Here is a 14,475-nt window from a genome sequence, read left to right as displayed (position 1 = left end):
GAACTCACCACTCCACTTCGGCCATGGTGCAGTTCAGGCCGGAACCGATGCCGAGCAGCGCGATGCGATCGCCCTTCTTCAGGCGGCCGAGTTCCTTGAGCTTGCTCAGCACGATCGGCACCGATGCCGGACCGATGTTGCCGTGGTCGTTGAAGATCGTCATGACCTTCTTCGGATCGATGCCGAAGGCCTTGATGAAGGCCTGCGTGTGCGGGCGGCTGACCTGGTGGATCACGAACTGGTCGAGCTCGTCCACGGCCCAGCCCAGCGCGATCTTGGCGGCGCTGAAGGTCTTGTTGGCCAGCTTCATGCCCTCGATCAGCAGCATGCGGGTGTCGGTGACCATGCGGTCGAGGTTGCCGCGGCACAGCTTGTTCCACTCGGTGGCGGAACGGGTCACGCCGCCCTTGTAGCGCGGGGCATCGGGCGCCAGGGCGCTGCGTGCCATCACCATCGCCACCGCCCCGCAGCCCAGGGTCAGCGCGGCGAGTTCGTCGCGGAACTGTTCCTGGGTGATGTCGGGCGCGTTCATGCGCTCGATGGTCTTTTCGTAGACGAGGTTGGCGGTTTCGCCATCCACCACCAATGCGTAGTCGATCTCGTCGCGCTCGATCATGCGAGCGGCGATGTCCATGCCGTTGATGAAGGCGAGGCAGGCGTTGGCGACGTCGAAGGTCTGGCAGTTCTCGGACACGCCGAGGTTGCCGCAGACGATGCTGGCGGTCGACGGTTCCAGGTAGTCGCGGCTGACCGAGGTGTTGACCAGCAGGCCAACCTGGTCGGCGGTGATTCCGGCATCGATCAGCGCCTTGCGCGCGGCCAGCGTCGCGGCGTCGGAGGCCTGCATGTCGGCATCCCACAGACGACGCGAATTCACGCCGGCGATGTCATTGAGGACGTCGGTCTTGATGCCCAGGCGATCCAGCACCGGCTGGAGGCGGGTATTGATCTCGTCGGACGTCAGCGTGTGCGGCGCATCGATGTGGGCAAGACCAGCGATGGCGACATTCTTGAACAGCATGGGGGCGGAACCTGAACAGGACCAAGCCGAATAGAATACCGCGTTTTCAGGCCTTTCCGGACGAATGGCCCCGGCCGTTCAGCCCCCGGCTTCAGCGCGCGCAGCGCCAGGCTTCGAAACTCTGGTGGCCATCGGCGCTGGGGGCTTCCCGCGGGCTGACGGTATTGGCCCCGATCTTGGCGGCCTCCTGGCGGGCCAGGGTCTCCAGCTCATCCTTCACCCGCAACTGGTTGCGCTTGACCATGGCGAAGCCGCTGGTTGCCGAAACCTCCACCCGACCGGCCGGGGTACAACCGGTCGGTGGCGTGGCCACGACCCGGACGCGCTCGGCTTCCGGCGTCATCGGGGCGAGGGAGCAGCCGGCCAGCACGAGGGCGGCGGCGATCGAGGTCAGGGCGTATCGAAGCATGGCCCGAGTCTAGCCCACGGGCGGTGACACCAACCCAACCGAGGCGTAACGCCTACAGCGGCAATGCCGTGGTCTTCTTCACCGTGCGCAGGGTCAGGGTCGATTGCACGCGCACCACGCCGGGCAGCTGGGTGAGGATTTCGGTGTGGATGCGCTCGAAATCGGCGGAATCCGCATACGCCACCCGCACCATGTAGTCGGCGGTGCCGGCGAGCAGGCAGCATTCGGTGACCTCCGGATGCCGGTGGATCGCCGCCTCGAAGGCGTCCAGCGCGGCGCGCCCCTGCTGGTCCAGCGTGACCAGCACGAAGGCGGTGCCCGGCAGGCCCGCCGCCTTCTCGTCCAGCAACATGACGTAACGCGCGATCAGGCCCGACTCCTCGAGCAGCTTCACCCGGCGCAGGCAGGCCGAGGGCGACAGGTTGATCTTCTGGGCGAGCTCGAGATTGGTCAGCCGCCCGTCGTCCTGGAGCAGGCGGAGGATGGCGCGGTCGCGGTCGTCGATGGCAGGTTCGATTATTCGCATCTCGTGCGATCAATTTTCGAATTGTTGGCGAACAATGCGACAAACCCATCGAGCAATCAACAATTTTCGCGCCAAAATGCGCAATCACGCGCCCATACTGCTCCACCTCACCCGTCGGCGCGCCGACACCTCACCCATGGAGCACACAGTCATGCGTATCGGCGTCCCCAAGGAAATCAAAGTCCACGAATACCGCGTCGGCCTCATCCCGTCGTCCGTGCACGAGCTGGTGCACCACGGCCATGAAGTGCTGGTGGAAAAAGGCGCGGGCCTTGGCGCCGGCCTGACCGACGCCGACTACATCGCCGCCGGCGGCAAGATCGTCGACACCGCCGACGAAATCTTCGCCAACGCCGACATGGTGGTGAAGGTGAAGGAACCGCAGGCCGTCGAGCGCAAGAAGCTGCGCCCGGGCCAGATCCTTTTCACCTACCTGCATCTCGCTCCCGACGAACCGCAGACCAAGGACCTGATCGATTCGGGCGCGGTCTGCATCGCCTATGAAACCGTCACTGCAAACAACGGCTCGCTGCCGCTGCTGACGCCGATGTCGGAAGTCGCAGGTCGCCTCGCCCCGCAGGTCGGCGCGCATTCGCTGGAGAAGGCCCAGGGCGGCCGCGGCGTGCTGCTCGGCGGCGTGCCGGGCGTGCCGGCCGCGGAAGTCGTGATCCTGGGCGGCGGCGTGTCGGGCACGCATGCCGCAACCATCGCCGTCGGCATGGGTGCCAAGGTCACCGTGGTCGATCGCTCGGCCGATGCGCTCAAGCGCCTGGCCGCGCAGTTCGGCACCTCGATTTCCACCGTGTTTTCGACCCGCGCCGCGATCGAGGAACTGGTGCGCCGCGCCGACCTGCTGATCGGCACCGTGCTGGTCCCGGGCGCCGCCGCGCCGAAGCTGGTGACGAAAGAAATGGTCAAGACCATGAAGCCGGGCGCGGTCATCGTCGACGTCGCCATCGACCAGGGCGGCTGCGTGGAAACCTCGCACGCCACCACCCACGCCGATCCGACCTATGTCGTCGACGGCGTCGTGCACTACTGCGTGGCGAACATGCCGGGCGCAGTCGCGCGTACGTCGACCTTCGCGCTCAACAGCGTCACGCTGCCCTTCACCCTGGCGCTGGCCAACAACGGCTGGAAGAAGGCGCTGGTGCAGGACGTCCACCTGCGCAACGGCCTGAACGTGTGCGAAGGCAAGGTCACCTGCGAACCGGTGGCCGAAGCGCATCACCTGCCCTACGTGCCGGCGGAGCAGTTGATCGGCGCCTGAGCCAACGCAAACTCCAGGCATGAAAAAGGGACGGATCGCAGGATCCGTCCCTTTTTGTTTGACGCGACTGCTTACTTCTTGTCGGCGACCGGCTTGCCGTTGGCGTCGACCACCGTGACCTCGCCGAGATTCAGCGCGCGCACCGGCGCCTCGATCTTCTTGAGGTCGCCGACCACCACCCAGGTCAACGCGTCCGGATTGATCGCCTTGATCGCGTCGGCCGCCTGCGCCGGCGTCAGGTTGGCGATCTGCTCGTTGCGCACCTGGATCCAGTTGTCGGGACGACCGTAGCGCACGATTCCGGTCATGGTGCCGAGCACCGCACCTGCGGTTTCGTACGCACCCGGCTGGCCGCGCAGTTCGTTGTTGACCACCTTGGTCACTTCATCCTGCGTCGCCGGCTTCTTGCCGCTGGTGTAGTCGCTGATCTCGCGACGCGTTTCGGCGATCGACTCCGCGGTCTTGTCGATCTGCACCGGCGCCAGCGCCAGCCACGGCCGCTGTCCCTGCGCATCCACCGCGGTGGTGAACGCACCGTAGGACCAGTGCTTGTCCTCGCGCAGGTTCATGTTGAGGCGCGAAGAGAACACGCCACCGAGGATGTCGTTGGCCATCGACAGCTTCACCGCGCCTGGATCGCGGGTGGAAGGCACGAGTTCCGCCGCCATGATGTTGGCCTGCACCGCGCCCGGCTGGTCGATCAGGAACACGCGCGGCTTCGTCGGCAGCGCCACCTGAGGCACGCTCTTCGCCTTCACTGCCGCGCCTTCGCCCTTCCAGTCGCCGAGGTGGCGATTGAGCACCGGCAGCAGCTTGTCCATGGTGGTGTCACCGACCACGACCAGCGTGGCGTTTTCCGGACGCAACCAGGCGCGGCGATAGGCGTCGAGATCGTCGCGCGAAATCGTCGTCACTGACGCTTCGGTACCGGAACCGGTCAACGGCATCGCATAGGGATGGCCCTCTCCGTACAGCAGCGGCGGCAGCACGCGCATCGCCGCGCTGTTCGGGCGCGCCTTCTCCTGGCGGATGCCGGCGATGCGCATCGCCTTGACGCGATCGATGTCGGCCGGATTGAAGGCCGGCTTGCGCAGCATGTCGGAGAACAGCCCGACCGAAGCGTCGAGCTTGCTGGTCAGCGCCGACAGGGTGGCGGCGGAACCGTCGATGCCCGCGCTGGAACCCAATTCCGCGCCCAGCGCCTCGGCATCCGACTTGAAGGTCAATGCATCGCGACCGCCAGCGCCTTCGCGCAGCATGCCCATCGCGAACGATGCGGTGCCGAGCTTGCCGCCGAAGTCGCTGGAATAGCCGCCATCGAACAGATAGTTCATCTGCACAACGGGAATTTCGTGGCGCTCGGCGAGGATCACCGTGGTGCCGTTGTCGAGCTTGCCGCGCTGCATCGACGGGAAGCTCAGCGTCGGGTAGTGGTCGACCTTGGGCACGCCGGCCTTGCGATCGACGTCGCTGGCAATGGTCTTGTACTTGGGATCGACCTTCGGCATCACGAACGGCGCCGGCTTCACGCTCGGATCTTCCGCCAGCGGCTTGCGCTCGCCCGGCTCGATCACGAAGACATGGCTCGGCTTCTTCAGCCACGCGTTGCCGGCCTTGGTGACATCGGCGGCAGTCGCCGCCTGGACATTGGCGATGCTGTCGCGGAAGCAGCCGGGATTGCCGGTGTAGATCGTGCACGATGCCAACGCGTCGGCCTTGCCGCCGAAGCCGCCGATGCGTTCGATGCCGCGAATGAAACCGGCTTCGAACGTGGTGCGCGCGCGCGACAGTTCGTCGGCGGTCGGACCTTCACGCAACAGCTTCTGCAATTCCTCGTCGATCACCGCTTCGACCTTCTTGGGATCGACGCCCTGCTTGACCATCGCGGTGACGCTGAAATTGCCGCCGAGCTGCGAGGCATTGTTCGACACGCCCACCGAATCGACCAGCTTGTCCTGGTAGACGAGGCGACGATCGAGGCGCGAGCTGGCGCTGCCGCCGAGCACCTGCGCGAACAGGTCGAGCATGTCGGAATCGCGCGTCCCCACCTGCGCGACGTTCCATGCCCGCATCATCCGCACCTGCGGCACCTTGTCCTGCAGCACGGTACGGCCGCTTTCCTTCAGCGGCGCGGGATTGGCCTTCACCGCCATCATGGTCGGCGTCGCCGGGATGTCGCCGAAGTAACGCGCGACCTTCTGCTTGGCGGTGGCGAGATCGATGTCGCCGGCCAGCACCAGCACGGCATTGTTCGGGCCGTACCAGGTGCGGAACCAGTCCTTGACGTCGTTGAGGCTGGCCGCGTTGAGATCGCTCATCGAGCCGATCACGGTGTGATGGTAGGGATGCCCCTTCGGGTACATCGTCTTGGTCATCACCTGCCACATCTGGCCATAGGGCTGGTTTTCGTTCTGGCGCTTTTCGTTCTGCACCACGCCACGCTGCTCGTCGAGCACGCCCTGGTCGATCGCGCCGAGCAGGTGGCCCATGCGATCGGATTCCATCCACAACGCCATGTCGAGCGCGGTGGTCGGCACGTTTTCGAAATAGTTGGTGCGATCGGTATTGGTGGTGCCGTTCTGCCCGGTCGCGCCGGCCTGTTCGAACGGCGGGAAGTAGTCGCCCGGATGGTTTTCAGAACCGTTGAACATCAGGTGTTCGAACAGATGCGCGAAGCCGCTGCGACCCGCCGGCTCGTTGAGGCTGCCGACGTGGTACCAGATGTTGACCGCCACGATCGGTGCCTTGTGATCCTCATGCACGATCACCCGCAAGCCATTCGGCAAGGTGAACTGCTGGTAGGGAATGTCCACCGCGGGCGCATTGCCCTTGGCGAAAACGGTGGTCGGCACGATGGCGCCGCAGGCACTGGCAGCGATGGCAAGCGCGAGCGCGGCGTGGCGGGTCTTCAAACGCATGGGTTCTCCCCCTGGACACGGAACCTCGAAGCGTACTGGTTCGCGCTGGCCGATACACTGGCCGAAGGTCATTGCCCCGACATCACGGCTGAATCGCTGAACACACCATCGTGCTGCACGTCATCCTTCACCAACCTGAAATCCCTCCCAACACCGGCAACGTGATCCGCCTGTGCGCCAACACCGGTGCGCGCCTGCATCTGGTCGAGCCGCTGGGTTTCTCGATCGACGATCGCCAGTTGAAGCGCGCCGGTCTCGACTACCACGAGTACGCCGAGATGCGCGTGCATCCGTCGCTGGACGCCGCGCTGGCGGCGATCGGCCCGACCCGGGTCTTCGCATTGAGCACCCGGGGCCGGACCCGCCACGACCAGGTCGACTGGCGCGTGGACGACACCCTGCTGTTCGGCAGCGAAACTGCCGGATTGCCCGCGGACGTTATGAATACGATTTCAGACGAACGGCGTATCCGCCTGCCGATGCGGCCGGAAAACCGCAGTCTGAACCTGTCGAATGCGGTCGCAATCACGGTTTTCGAGGCCTGGCGGCAGCTCGGTTTCCCTGGCGGAGCGTGACCCGGCTCCCCAATTTATGAACTGGCCGGTTTACATTCAGGCAAGCCTGCAATTTCACCGTCATACTTCGCCACGCAGCACGGATGACTCCCCTCATCAGCTGCACCGACGCGTCTCACCCCCTCCCCGGGACGCGTCCCAAGGCCCGGACCCTGTCCGGGCCTTGCCTTTTTCAGGCCCGTGAAAACAACGTGGCCGGATACTCGGGCTTCTGGTCGCGCGACAGCAGGCGATGCAGGCCTTCGGCCGGCGAGTAATCCCCGTGCAGGACATCGCGCACGCTGCGACTGATCGGCAGGTCGATGCCGTGGCGATCGGCCAGGCGCATCACTTCATTGGCGGTTTGGATCGATTCGACCACCTGGCCAATCGCACGCACCGCATCCTCGATCGACTGACCGCGTCCCAGCGCCAAACCCAGACGGCGGTTGCGCGACAGATCGCCGGTGCAGGTCAGCACCAGGTCGCCGAGGCCGGCGAGGCCCATCAGCGTTTCCGGCTGCGCGCCCATCGCCGCGGACAGGCGCAGCATCTCGTTGAGGCCGCGGGTGATCAGGCCGGCACGCGCATTGAGGCCAAGCTCCATGCCATCGGCGACGCCGGTGGCCACTGCCAGCACGTTCTTCATCGCGCCGCCAAGCTCGGCGCCGACCATGTCCTGGCCGGTATAGGCGCGGAAATCGGGGCCATGCAGGATGTCTGCGACCGCCTGGCCGAAGGCCGGCGTATCCGAATGCACGGTCAATGCCGTCGGCAGGCCGAGCGCGACTTCCTTGGCGAACGAAGGTCCGGTGACGACGGCCAGCGGCACGTCATCGCCAAGCATTTCCGCCGCGACTTCGTGGAGGAATCGTCCGGAGCCGGGCTCGAAGCCCTTGGTCGCCCACGCAAGGCCGGTGCCGGGACGACGATGCGGCGCGATCGCCGCGACCGTCTCGGCAAATGCATGCGAGGGAACGACGACCAGCAACAGATCCGCCGCGGCGACTGCCGCGGCCAGATCGGTTGTCGCACGCAGGTTGCCCGGCAATGCGATGCCGGGCAGGTAGCGCGGATTTTCATGGCGCTGGTCGATCGCCTCGACCACTGCCGCATCGCGCCCCCACAGCAAGGTGTCCTTGCCGTGGCGCGCGATCAATGCAGCGAGCGCGGTGCCCCAGGAGCCCGCGCCCAGCACGACCACCGAAGTGGTTTCCATTGCCGTCACCGGCTCAGGAGGCCTGAATCAGGCGTTCCCAGCCGTCTCCGTGCCCGATTCCAGCGCACCCTGTTCCTGCTGGGTCGCGCGCTGGCGCAGGCCTTCGGCGTACAGCGCGTCGAAATTGATCGGCTGCAGGTAGAACGGCGGGAAACCGCCGCCATTGATCAGCTCGCTGATCGCCTGGCGCGCGTAGGGATAGAGGATGTTCGGGCAATGCGCGCCGAGCATGGCGTCGAGGCCGGCGGCATCGAAGCCGGCGAGGCCGAACACGCCAGCCTGCTGCACTTCGGCGAGGTAGGCGGTCTTGCCGTTCACGGTGCAGGTCAGGGTCACGCCCAGCACCACTTCGTAGGCGTTCTCGCCCACCTGGCCAGCGCGCTGGTTGAGGTTCATCTGCAGGTCGGGCTGACCCTGTTCGGTGAACACGGCCGGGGCATTCGGAGCCTCGAAGGAGACGTCGCGGGTATAGATCTTTTCGACGCTGAAGGTCGCGCCCTGCTCATCGGCAGCGGCCGGCGCAGCGGCGCCGTTGGTCGTCTCGTCGGACATGGAATGCTCCAGTAGCGGTTTCGTTTGGGAATCGTCGATTATCGCACGAAGGCGCGACTATCCTTCCGTGGGGACGGTCGTCACACCAATCAACGGCCCTTGACCAGCGGCAAATCGGCCCCGATCCAGCCGCCGATGCCGCCATCCAGCACATAGACCTTCTCGAAGCCGGCCTTGGCCAGCCGTCCGGCGGCGCCGCCGGCGGTCTGCCCGGTCTTGCAGACCAGGACCACCGGCAGGGCTTTCGCCCCGGCAAGCTGCTTGTTCTCGGGATCGAACTGGCTCATCTGCACGTTGCGCGAACCGGCGATGTGCCCGGCCTGGAAATCGTTGATCGGGCGCAGATCGATCACCAGCGCGTTGTCGTGGTTCATCAAGCCGGTGAGCTGGGCCGGCTTCAGCGTCTTCCAGCCCTGCATCAGCCGCATCACTTCGGTGACGATCAACGCCAGGGTCAGGCCGACGAGGCCCAGCGACAGCATCAGGTGGCGGCCGGCGAATGCGATCAGGTCTTGCAGGGTCACGAGAAATCCGAAGGTTGCGCGAGCGGACGGCGATTGTCGCCCAGCGCGGGCTTCCGCGCCATGCAGCTCGATTATTGGCCGTTCCAGAAATCGGGCAGGCCCGACGTCACCCACCACGTCTTGCCGGCGGCGTCGTAGTGCCAGATCTCGCGATAGGTCATCGTGCGCGCCGCCATCGTGTTGCGATTGGCGAGGCCGATCTCGACGGTGCGGACGGCTTCGTCGACGTCGCCACCGCTGCTGTCCATCACCTGGTAGGAGGTGATCTGCAACTGCTTGTAGCGTTCCAGGTCGAAATCGCTGAGCGGATGGGTATTCCGCCACGCCGGGTCCTGCAGCATCCATGCGCCGCGGATGTCGCCCCAGCGCAATGCCGCCGAATAGGCGTATTGGGCCTTCTCCAGCGCGTTCGCCTTGCCGCGACTGCCGGCATTGGCACAGGCGGCAACAAGCAGTCCGAGCAACAACAGCAGGATGCGGGCATGGCGTTTCATGGCGCCATCCTACTCCGGCCCGGTTTGATCGGGCACGACCGCGACGTAGCGCGATTCCATGCTGGTCGCGACGCGGCCATCGCTACGCCGCACCTCGGCCCGGACCTGAAAGGACACCCGGCGCTTGTCGGCAAGCTCCCGCAGGACGGCATCGGCGATGAGCGATTCCGCGAACTGCGCGCGGGCATCGAGATCGTCGTACAGCGGCGCGCGGTATTTCACCTGGGAATCGGCAACGTAGACCTCGGCCTGGATGCCGCGACGTTCCAGCCATGCCGTGACCAGTCCCCAGCCGGCCAGCGTCATCAATGACACCAGGCTGCCACCGAACGCACAGCCCTTGTCGTTGATGTTGGCGGCGAGCGGCGCATGCAGATTGCAGCGATCGTCATCGAGTTCGGTCAGCCGCGGCTGCAAGGCCGCGACCGGCGGCATGGCGTGCAACAGGCCTTCGATGCGGGCGATAAGTTCAGTGTCGGACATGGGGTGTGCGATTCTTGGCGGATGGCTTTGCTGCGCGAGCGCGAATGGTATGCGATCTCCCTGCGCCCGCAGGGACAGCACCGACGATTGCGTGATGCGGTGACGCGCGCAGGCGGCCATCTGCTGGCGCTGTCGCCGCTGCGGATCGTTGCGCTCGACGGTGCGGATGCGCGTTCGCGATTGCGGGATGCGCTCGCGGCGTCGCGATGCGTCTTCACCAGCCCAAACGCCGTGACCTGCGCCGCGCGACTGCAGGCGTTGACGACGTCACGCACCATCGCCGTTGGCGCCGGGACAGCCGCGGCACTGCGGCGACATGGCATCGCCAATGCCATCGCGCCCGATCGCATGGACAGCGAAGGCGTGCTCGACCTCGCGGAGTTGCAGGCTGTCGCCGGCCAGCGCATCGGACTGGTCAGTGGCGAGGGCGGACGCGGACTCATCGAACGCAGCCTGCGCGAACGTGGCGCCGATGTCGTACGCGCGAATGTCTACCGGCGCGATGTGGCGAAATTTTCGCCAACAGCATTGAAGCGGTTCGATGCCCTGCCTGCAGCAACGGCATTGTTCGTCACCAGCGCGGAAGCATTGGATGCCGCGCTCGGGCAGCTGGATGGCGAGCGTCGTGCGAAATTGCTGGCGTTCCCCACTGTTGTTGCCAGCGAACGCCTGCGCGAGGCCTGCGTGCGCTCGGGGTTCGGCAGGATCGTCGTCGCCGCATCGGCGCAACCGACGGATCTGGTGCAGGCCGCGACTACCCTGGTCTAGCTCCTGCCGTAGGCCCACTGGTTGAACAAGGCAGAAAGATCGCGACCGCTCGCGCGCTCCATCGCCTGTTGCAGGTCACGCGTCTGCACCGATGCATTGAAGTGACTGCGGGTGTAATCGCGGATCGCGGCCCAGAAGACAGCCTCGCCCAATTCCCCGCGCAGGACGTGGAGGAAATACGCACCTTTCTGGTAGACCACCGCGCGATCGTCGCCACTCGGTTTGTTCCAGTCGGGGAAGACCAGCGGCTTGTCCGCGCCTTTCGCGCGCAGGGCATCGATGCGCTCGCGCCAGCCCTTCACCGCTTCGGCATAGGCGGCTTCGCCATCGTGGTGCTGCAGGTAGACCGCCGCCATGAAGGTGGCCATGCCTTCGTTCAACCAGAATTCGTTCCAGTCGCGGCAGGTCACCGCATTGCCCCACCACTGGTGCGCGGCTTCGTGCGCGACCAGGCCGACCGAGCGCTCGCCACTCGCGGCTTTCTCGACGTATCCGCCCGACAGCAATGACAGGCCCGCCATCTCCTGGCCGATGGTGTCGGTGACGACGGCCTGCCCGTAACGGCGGTACGAGTATGGAACGCCGGCTTTTTCCGCAAAGAAAGACAGCATGTCGGCGGTCGCGGCAAACGTGGTGCGCGCCTGTTGGGTGTGTGCGGCGTCGGCGAGCAGATCGAGCCTGGTGCCTGGCTGCGGCAATTCCACGCGCTGGAATTCCCCCGCAACGAAGCCATAGGTGTAACTCGGCATCGGTGTCGCCAGATGCCAGCGATGGAGGTCGTGTTCGCGATCAATGTGCTTTGTCGGCTGTTCGTCGCCCGTCGCCAGCGCCGACCAGGTCTTCGGCAGCACCAATGCAAGATCGAGCGTCGCGCGTTCGGACGGCACATCCACCGCGACCATCCACTGGCTGGTCGAGAAGATCGTGTAGACCTGCCGCTGCTCCGGGTGGAATTCCAGGCCGTATTTCGGTGCGCCGTGGTAGCGAAGTTCCAGGGACAACGCGCGTCGCGCCGGTTGCTCGCTGCCAAGGTCGACGATCAATTTCCTGCCATCGCGACGGAACTGCAGATCGCGCCCATGCAAACGGACGCGCTCGATTTCCAGAACACCGGCGTCGAAGGCGATCTCGCGCCCCTTCGCCATCAGGTCGAGATCGATCCGCTCCTCGCCGCGGATGCTTTGCGTCGTCAGATCCGGTTCGAGCCGGACCGTGTATTGACGGACATCGAACGGGACGAACGCGAGTCCCGCCGCCAGCGCAGCCGCGAACACCTCAGCGCTCGAGGATCGCCACCACGCCCATGCCGCCCGCCGTGCAGATGCTGATCAGGCAACGACCACCGCCGCGCTGCTCCAGTTCCTTCGCGGCAGTCGCGACGATGCGCGCGCCGGTCGCGGCGAACGGATGACCCGCCGCCAGCGACGAGCCGTTCGGATTGATCTTGGCCGGATCGATCGAGCCCATCGCACCGGACAGTCCAAGCCGGTTGCGGCAGTAGTCGTCGCTCTCCCACGCCTTCAGCGTGCACAGCACCTGCGCGGCGAAGGCTTCGTGGATCTCGTAGATGTCGAAGTCCTGCAACGTCAGGCCGTTGCGCGCCAGCATCTGCGGGACGGCAATCGTCGGCGCCATCAGCAAGCCCTCGCCACCGACGAAATCGACCGCCGCGACCTGCGCATCGCGCAGGTAGGCCATCGGTTGCAGGCCATGCGCGCGGGCCCAGTCGTCGCTGGCGAGCAGGCAGGCCGCCGCGCCATCGGTGAGCGGCGTGGAATTGCCGGCGGTCAGCGTGCCGCGGCCGGAGGTCTTGTCGAACGCCGGCTTCAGCGTCGCCAGTTTCTCGATGGTCGAGTCCGGACGCAGGATGTTGTCGCGCTTCACCCCGCGGAATTCGACCACAAGATCGTCGAAAAAGCCACGATCGTAGGCCGCCGCCAGCTTGTGGTGCGATGCCACCGCCAACGCATCCTGCGCTTCGCGGCTGATCTGCCATTCCTTGGCCATGTCCTCGCAGTGCTGGCCCATGCTCTTGCCGGTGCGCGGCTCGGCGACGCCCGGGAAATCCGGCTTCAGCCAGCGCGGCGAGAAGCCCTTGAATGCGCGCAACTTGTCCATCGTGGTTTTGGCGGCATTCGCGCGCAGGATGGCATTGCGCAAGGCCTTGCCGTAGACGATCGGCACATCGGACGTGGTATCGCTGCCGCCGCCGATGCCGGCTTCGATCTGGCCTGCGGCGATCTTGTTGCCGATGGTGACGATCGAATCCAGCGAGGTGCCGCAGGCGCGCTGCAGGGTGATGCCCGGTGTCAGCGGCGACAAGCCCGACGACAGCGCCGCCTCGCGCCCGAGGTTCCAGTCGGAGGAATGCTTGATCACCGCGCCCATCGCGACTTCGCCCAGCACCTCGCCCTGCAGGTGGAATTTCTCGACCACGGCGCCCAGCGCGCGGATCGACAGGTCGAGATTGCCGACGCCGGCATAGGCGGTGTTCTGGCGGCAGAAGGGAATGCGTGCGCCGCCGAGCACGGCGACCGGTTTCGCGAAAGGCATGGCAAAGCTTCCGTGGCAGGCCGTGCCTGCGATACTGACAGTCTAGTCGCGCCTTCGGCGCTTGCAAACTCTACCGTATGGAGACCGGATGGCAGTGTCCGAATCGCATCTTCCCGGCGTGATCGCACTGGAACTGTCGCCAGAGAGCACGCCACCGCGTGCCGCGATCGACAGCGACCAGGCCGGACAGCTGCTCGACCACCTCTCCCGCGACCTCGCCCTGCTGGTGCCCGGGCTGGAAAAACTCGACCTCACCCTCGCCGGCGCCCACTTCGATGTCGCCGAGGCCCTGCGTCCGGGCTGGCCGCTGCATCGCCGCCTTGACGAGCTGCGCGCACGCGCGCCGGGACAGGCAACGCGCAAGGACGCACAGCTGATCGCGTTCGGCGCCGACGCCAACGGCGACATTCCGCAACCGCTGCAAAGCGATCCGGCGCTGGCCGGCGCTTCATTTCGCGTGCTGCCGTTTTTGATCAGTGGCGATGAAGCGGCGATCGCCGCCGCCGGCGACGTCCTCGAAACCGAATTGCTCGATCGCGGCATGGCCAGCGCGGCCACCGCGTTGCTGGCGCAGGAAGCGTTCGCGACGCGCATCGAACACATGCGCTATCTCACCTTGCACGACCTGTTGGCGATGACATCGATGCAGTACGGCCACATGGGGCTGGATCCGCTGTGGCCGATCCTCGAGGCCGCGTTGCTGGCGCCGGGAGAAGATGCCGAGATCGATGCACCACCGGAGCCGCTGCTGCGACTGCGCGGCGGAGAAGTTTCGATCACGCTGTTTCCGCCGCAGGAATGGAGCCGTCGCTATGCCGCGAACGAACCGGACTGCGATCGCATGCAGCGGCAGATGAGTCGCTTCGAAGCACGGCAGCGCCAGTTCGCCGCCGTGCTGGAAGCGCACGGTATTCCCGTCGTCTACGACTATCTGCTGGGCACCGCGCTCAACGCGTGATCACTTCGGCGGCGGTGTCGGTGCAGGCGTTGACGCGGGTGCCGGTTCCGATGCAGGCGGAGGCGTCGTGGTCGAACTTGGCGTCGTGCTCGGGGGCATGGAACTGTCGGTCGAACCCGAACTTGCACAACCGCCCAACAACGCAACCAGGGAAAGCACTGCTGGAATCGCGATCACTCGCATCATTCATACCTCGACTGTGGGGGAGACCACAGCTTGCACGCGC

16 protein-coding genes are annotated in these 14,475 nt (G+C 65.7%); 4 read left to right on the top strand and 12 right to left on the bottom strand.

The genetic code is table 11. The features are described 5' to 3' along the window. Window positions 1-4 precede the first annotated feature (4 nt). From ABE093_RS10355 to ABE093_RS10345, 3 genes are all read right to left on the bottom strand, one after another. Window positions 5-1,021: a 3-oxoacyl-ACP synthase III gene (locus ABE093_RS10355; protein ID WP_430760817.1), complete on the bottom strand. Its 1,017-nt coding sequence runs from the start codon at window positions 1,019-1,021 to the stop codon at window positions 5-7. A gap of 91 nt (window positions 1,022-1,112) precedes the next feature. Next, the gene (locus ABE093_RS10350; RefSeq protein ID WP_430760816.1) at window positions 1,113-1,430 is read right to left on the bottom strand and encodes a DUF4156 domain-containing protein; all 318 of its coding nucleotides are present in this window, start codon (window positions 1,428-1,430) and stop codon (window positions 1,113-1,115) included. Between the two features lie 52 nt (window positions 1,431-1,482). Further along, the gene (locus tag ABE093_RS10345; RefSeq protein ID WP_430760815.1) at window positions 1,483-1,956 is read right to left on the bottom strand and encodes an Lrp/AsnC family transcriptional regulator; all 474 of its coding nucleotides are present in this window, start codon (window positions 1,954-1,956) and stop codon (window positions 1,483-1,485) included. Between the two features lie 151 nt (window positions 1,957-2,107). Here ABE093_RS10345 and ald point away from each other — a divergent pair, with 151 nt between their 5' ends. After that, window positions 2,108-3,226: an alanine dehydrogenase gene (ald, locus tag ABE093_RS10340; protein ID WP_430760814.1), complete on the top strand. Its 1,119-nt coding sequence runs from the start codon at window positions 2,108-2,110 to the stop codon at window positions 3,224-3,226. Window positions 3,227-3,297: 71 nt separating this feature from the next. On the opposite strand, the gene ABE093_RS10335 is transcribed toward ald, so the two are convergent. After that, a complete protein-coding gene (locus ABE093_RS10335) occupies window positions 3,298-6,144 on the bottom strand; it encodes a M16 family metallopeptidase (protein ID WP_430760813.1) in 2,847 nt (948 codons plus the stop codon). 107 nt (window positions 6,145-6,251) lie between these two features. On the opposite strand from ABE093_RS10335, the gene trmL reads away from it, so the two are divergent. Beyond that, window positions 6,252-6,719, top strand: coding sequence for a tRNA (uridine(34)/cytosine(34)/5-carboxymethylaminomethyluridine(34)-2'-O)-methyltransferase TrmL (gene trmL / locus ABE093_RS10330; RefSeq protein ID WP_430760986.1), 468 nt, complete (start codon window positions 6,252-6,254; stop codon window positions 6,717-6,719). 172 nt (window positions 6,720-6,891) lie between these two features. Here trmL and ABE093_RS10325 read toward each other — a convergent pair whose 3' ends face one another. From ABE093_RS10325 to ABE093_RS10305, 5 genes are all read right to left on the bottom strand, one after another. After that, entirely contained in the window at window positions 6,892-7,917 is a 1,026-nt protein-coding gene (locus ABE093_RS10325) for an NAD(P)H-dependent glycerol-3-phosphate dehydrogenase (RefSeq protein ID WP_430760812.1), read from the bottom strand. 27 nt (window positions 7,918-7,944) lie between these two features. Further along, complete coding sequence (secB, locus tag ABE093_RS10320) at window positions 7,945-8,469, bottom strand: protein-export chaperone SecB (RefSeq protein ID WP_430760811.1); 525 nt, start codon at window positions 8,467-8,469, stop codon at window positions 7,945-7,947. Between the two features lie 89 nt (window positions 8,470-8,558). Then, on the bottom strand, window positions 8,559-8,951 hold the full coding sequence (locus tag ABE093_RS10315; RefSeq protein ID WP_430760985.1) for a rhodanese-like domain-containing protein: 393 nt from the start codon (window positions 8,949-8,951) through the stop codon (window positions 8,559-8,561). 113 nt (window positions 8,952-9,064) lie between these two features. Beyond that, on the bottom strand, window positions 9,065-9,487 hold the full coding sequence (locus ABE093_RS10310; protein WP_430760810.1) for a hypothetical protein: 423 nt from the start codon (window positions 9,485-9,487) through the stop codon (window positions 9,065-9,067). A gap of 9 nt (window positions 9,488-9,496) precedes the next feature. Further along, window positions 9,497-9,970, bottom strand: a complete 474-nt coding sequence (locus ABE093_RS10305; protein ID WP_430760809.1) for a YiiD C-terminal domain-containing protein — start codon at window positions 9,968-9,970, stop codon at window positions 9,497-9,499. A 21-nt stretch (window positions 9,971-9,991) separates the two neighbouring features. Here ABE093_RS10305 and ABE093_RS10300 point away from each other — a divergent pair, with 21 nt between their 5' ends. Further along, entirely contained in the window at window positions 9,992-10,738 is a 747-nt protein-coding gene (locus ABE093_RS10300) for a uroporphyrinogen-III synthase (protein ID WP_430760808.1), read from the top strand. On the opposite strand, the gene ABE093_RS10295 is transcribed toward ABE093_RS10300, so the two are convergent. Together ABE093_RS10295 and ABE093_RS10290 are read right to left on the bottom strand one after the other, a co-directional pair. Beyond that, on the bottom strand, window positions 10,735-12,012 hold the full coding sequence (locus ABE093_RS10295) for a M1 family metallopeptidase (RefSeq protein ID WP_430760807.1): 1,278 nt from the start codon (window positions 12,010-12,012) through the stop codon (window positions 10,735-10,737). The genes ABE093_RS10300 and ABE093_RS10295 overlap by 4 nt on opposite strands. Before the next feature lies 1 nt (window position 12,013). Further along, entirely contained in the window at window positions 12,014-13,291 is a 1,278-nt protein-coding gene (locus ABE093_RS10290; RefSeq protein WP_430760806.1) for an acetyl-CoA C-acetyltransferase, read from the bottom strand. An 88-nt stretch (window positions 13,292-13,379) separates the two neighbouring features. On the opposite strand from ABE093_RS10290, the gene ABE093_RS10285 reads away from it, so the two are divergent. After that, on the top strand, window positions 13,380-14,249 hold the full coding sequence (locus ABE093_RS10285; RefSeq protein WP_430760805.1) for a hypothetical protein: 870 nt from the start codon (window positions 13,380-13,382) through the stop codon (window positions 14,247-14,249). On the opposite strand, the gene ABE093_RS10280 is transcribed toward ABE093_RS10285, so the two are convergent. After that, window positions 14,239-14,439: a hypothetical protein gene (locus tag ABE093_RS10280; RefSeq protein ID WP_430760804.1), complete on the bottom strand. Its 201-nt coding sequence runs from the start codon at window positions 14,437-14,439 to the stop codon at window positions 14,239-14,241. The two genes, ABE093_RS10285 and ABE093_RS10280, sit on opposite strands and share 11 nt — an antisense overlap. Between the last annotated feature and the right edge of the window lie 36 nt (window positions 14,440-14,475).

The sequence above is a fragment of the Solilutibacter silvestris genome, assembly GCF_050574925.1.
Lineage (GTDB): Bacteria > Pseudomonadota > Gammaproteobacteria > Xanthomonadales > Xanthomonadaceae > Solilutibacter > Solilutibacter silvestris_A.
This window is presented reverse-complemented; position numbering and strand designations above follow the sequence as displayed.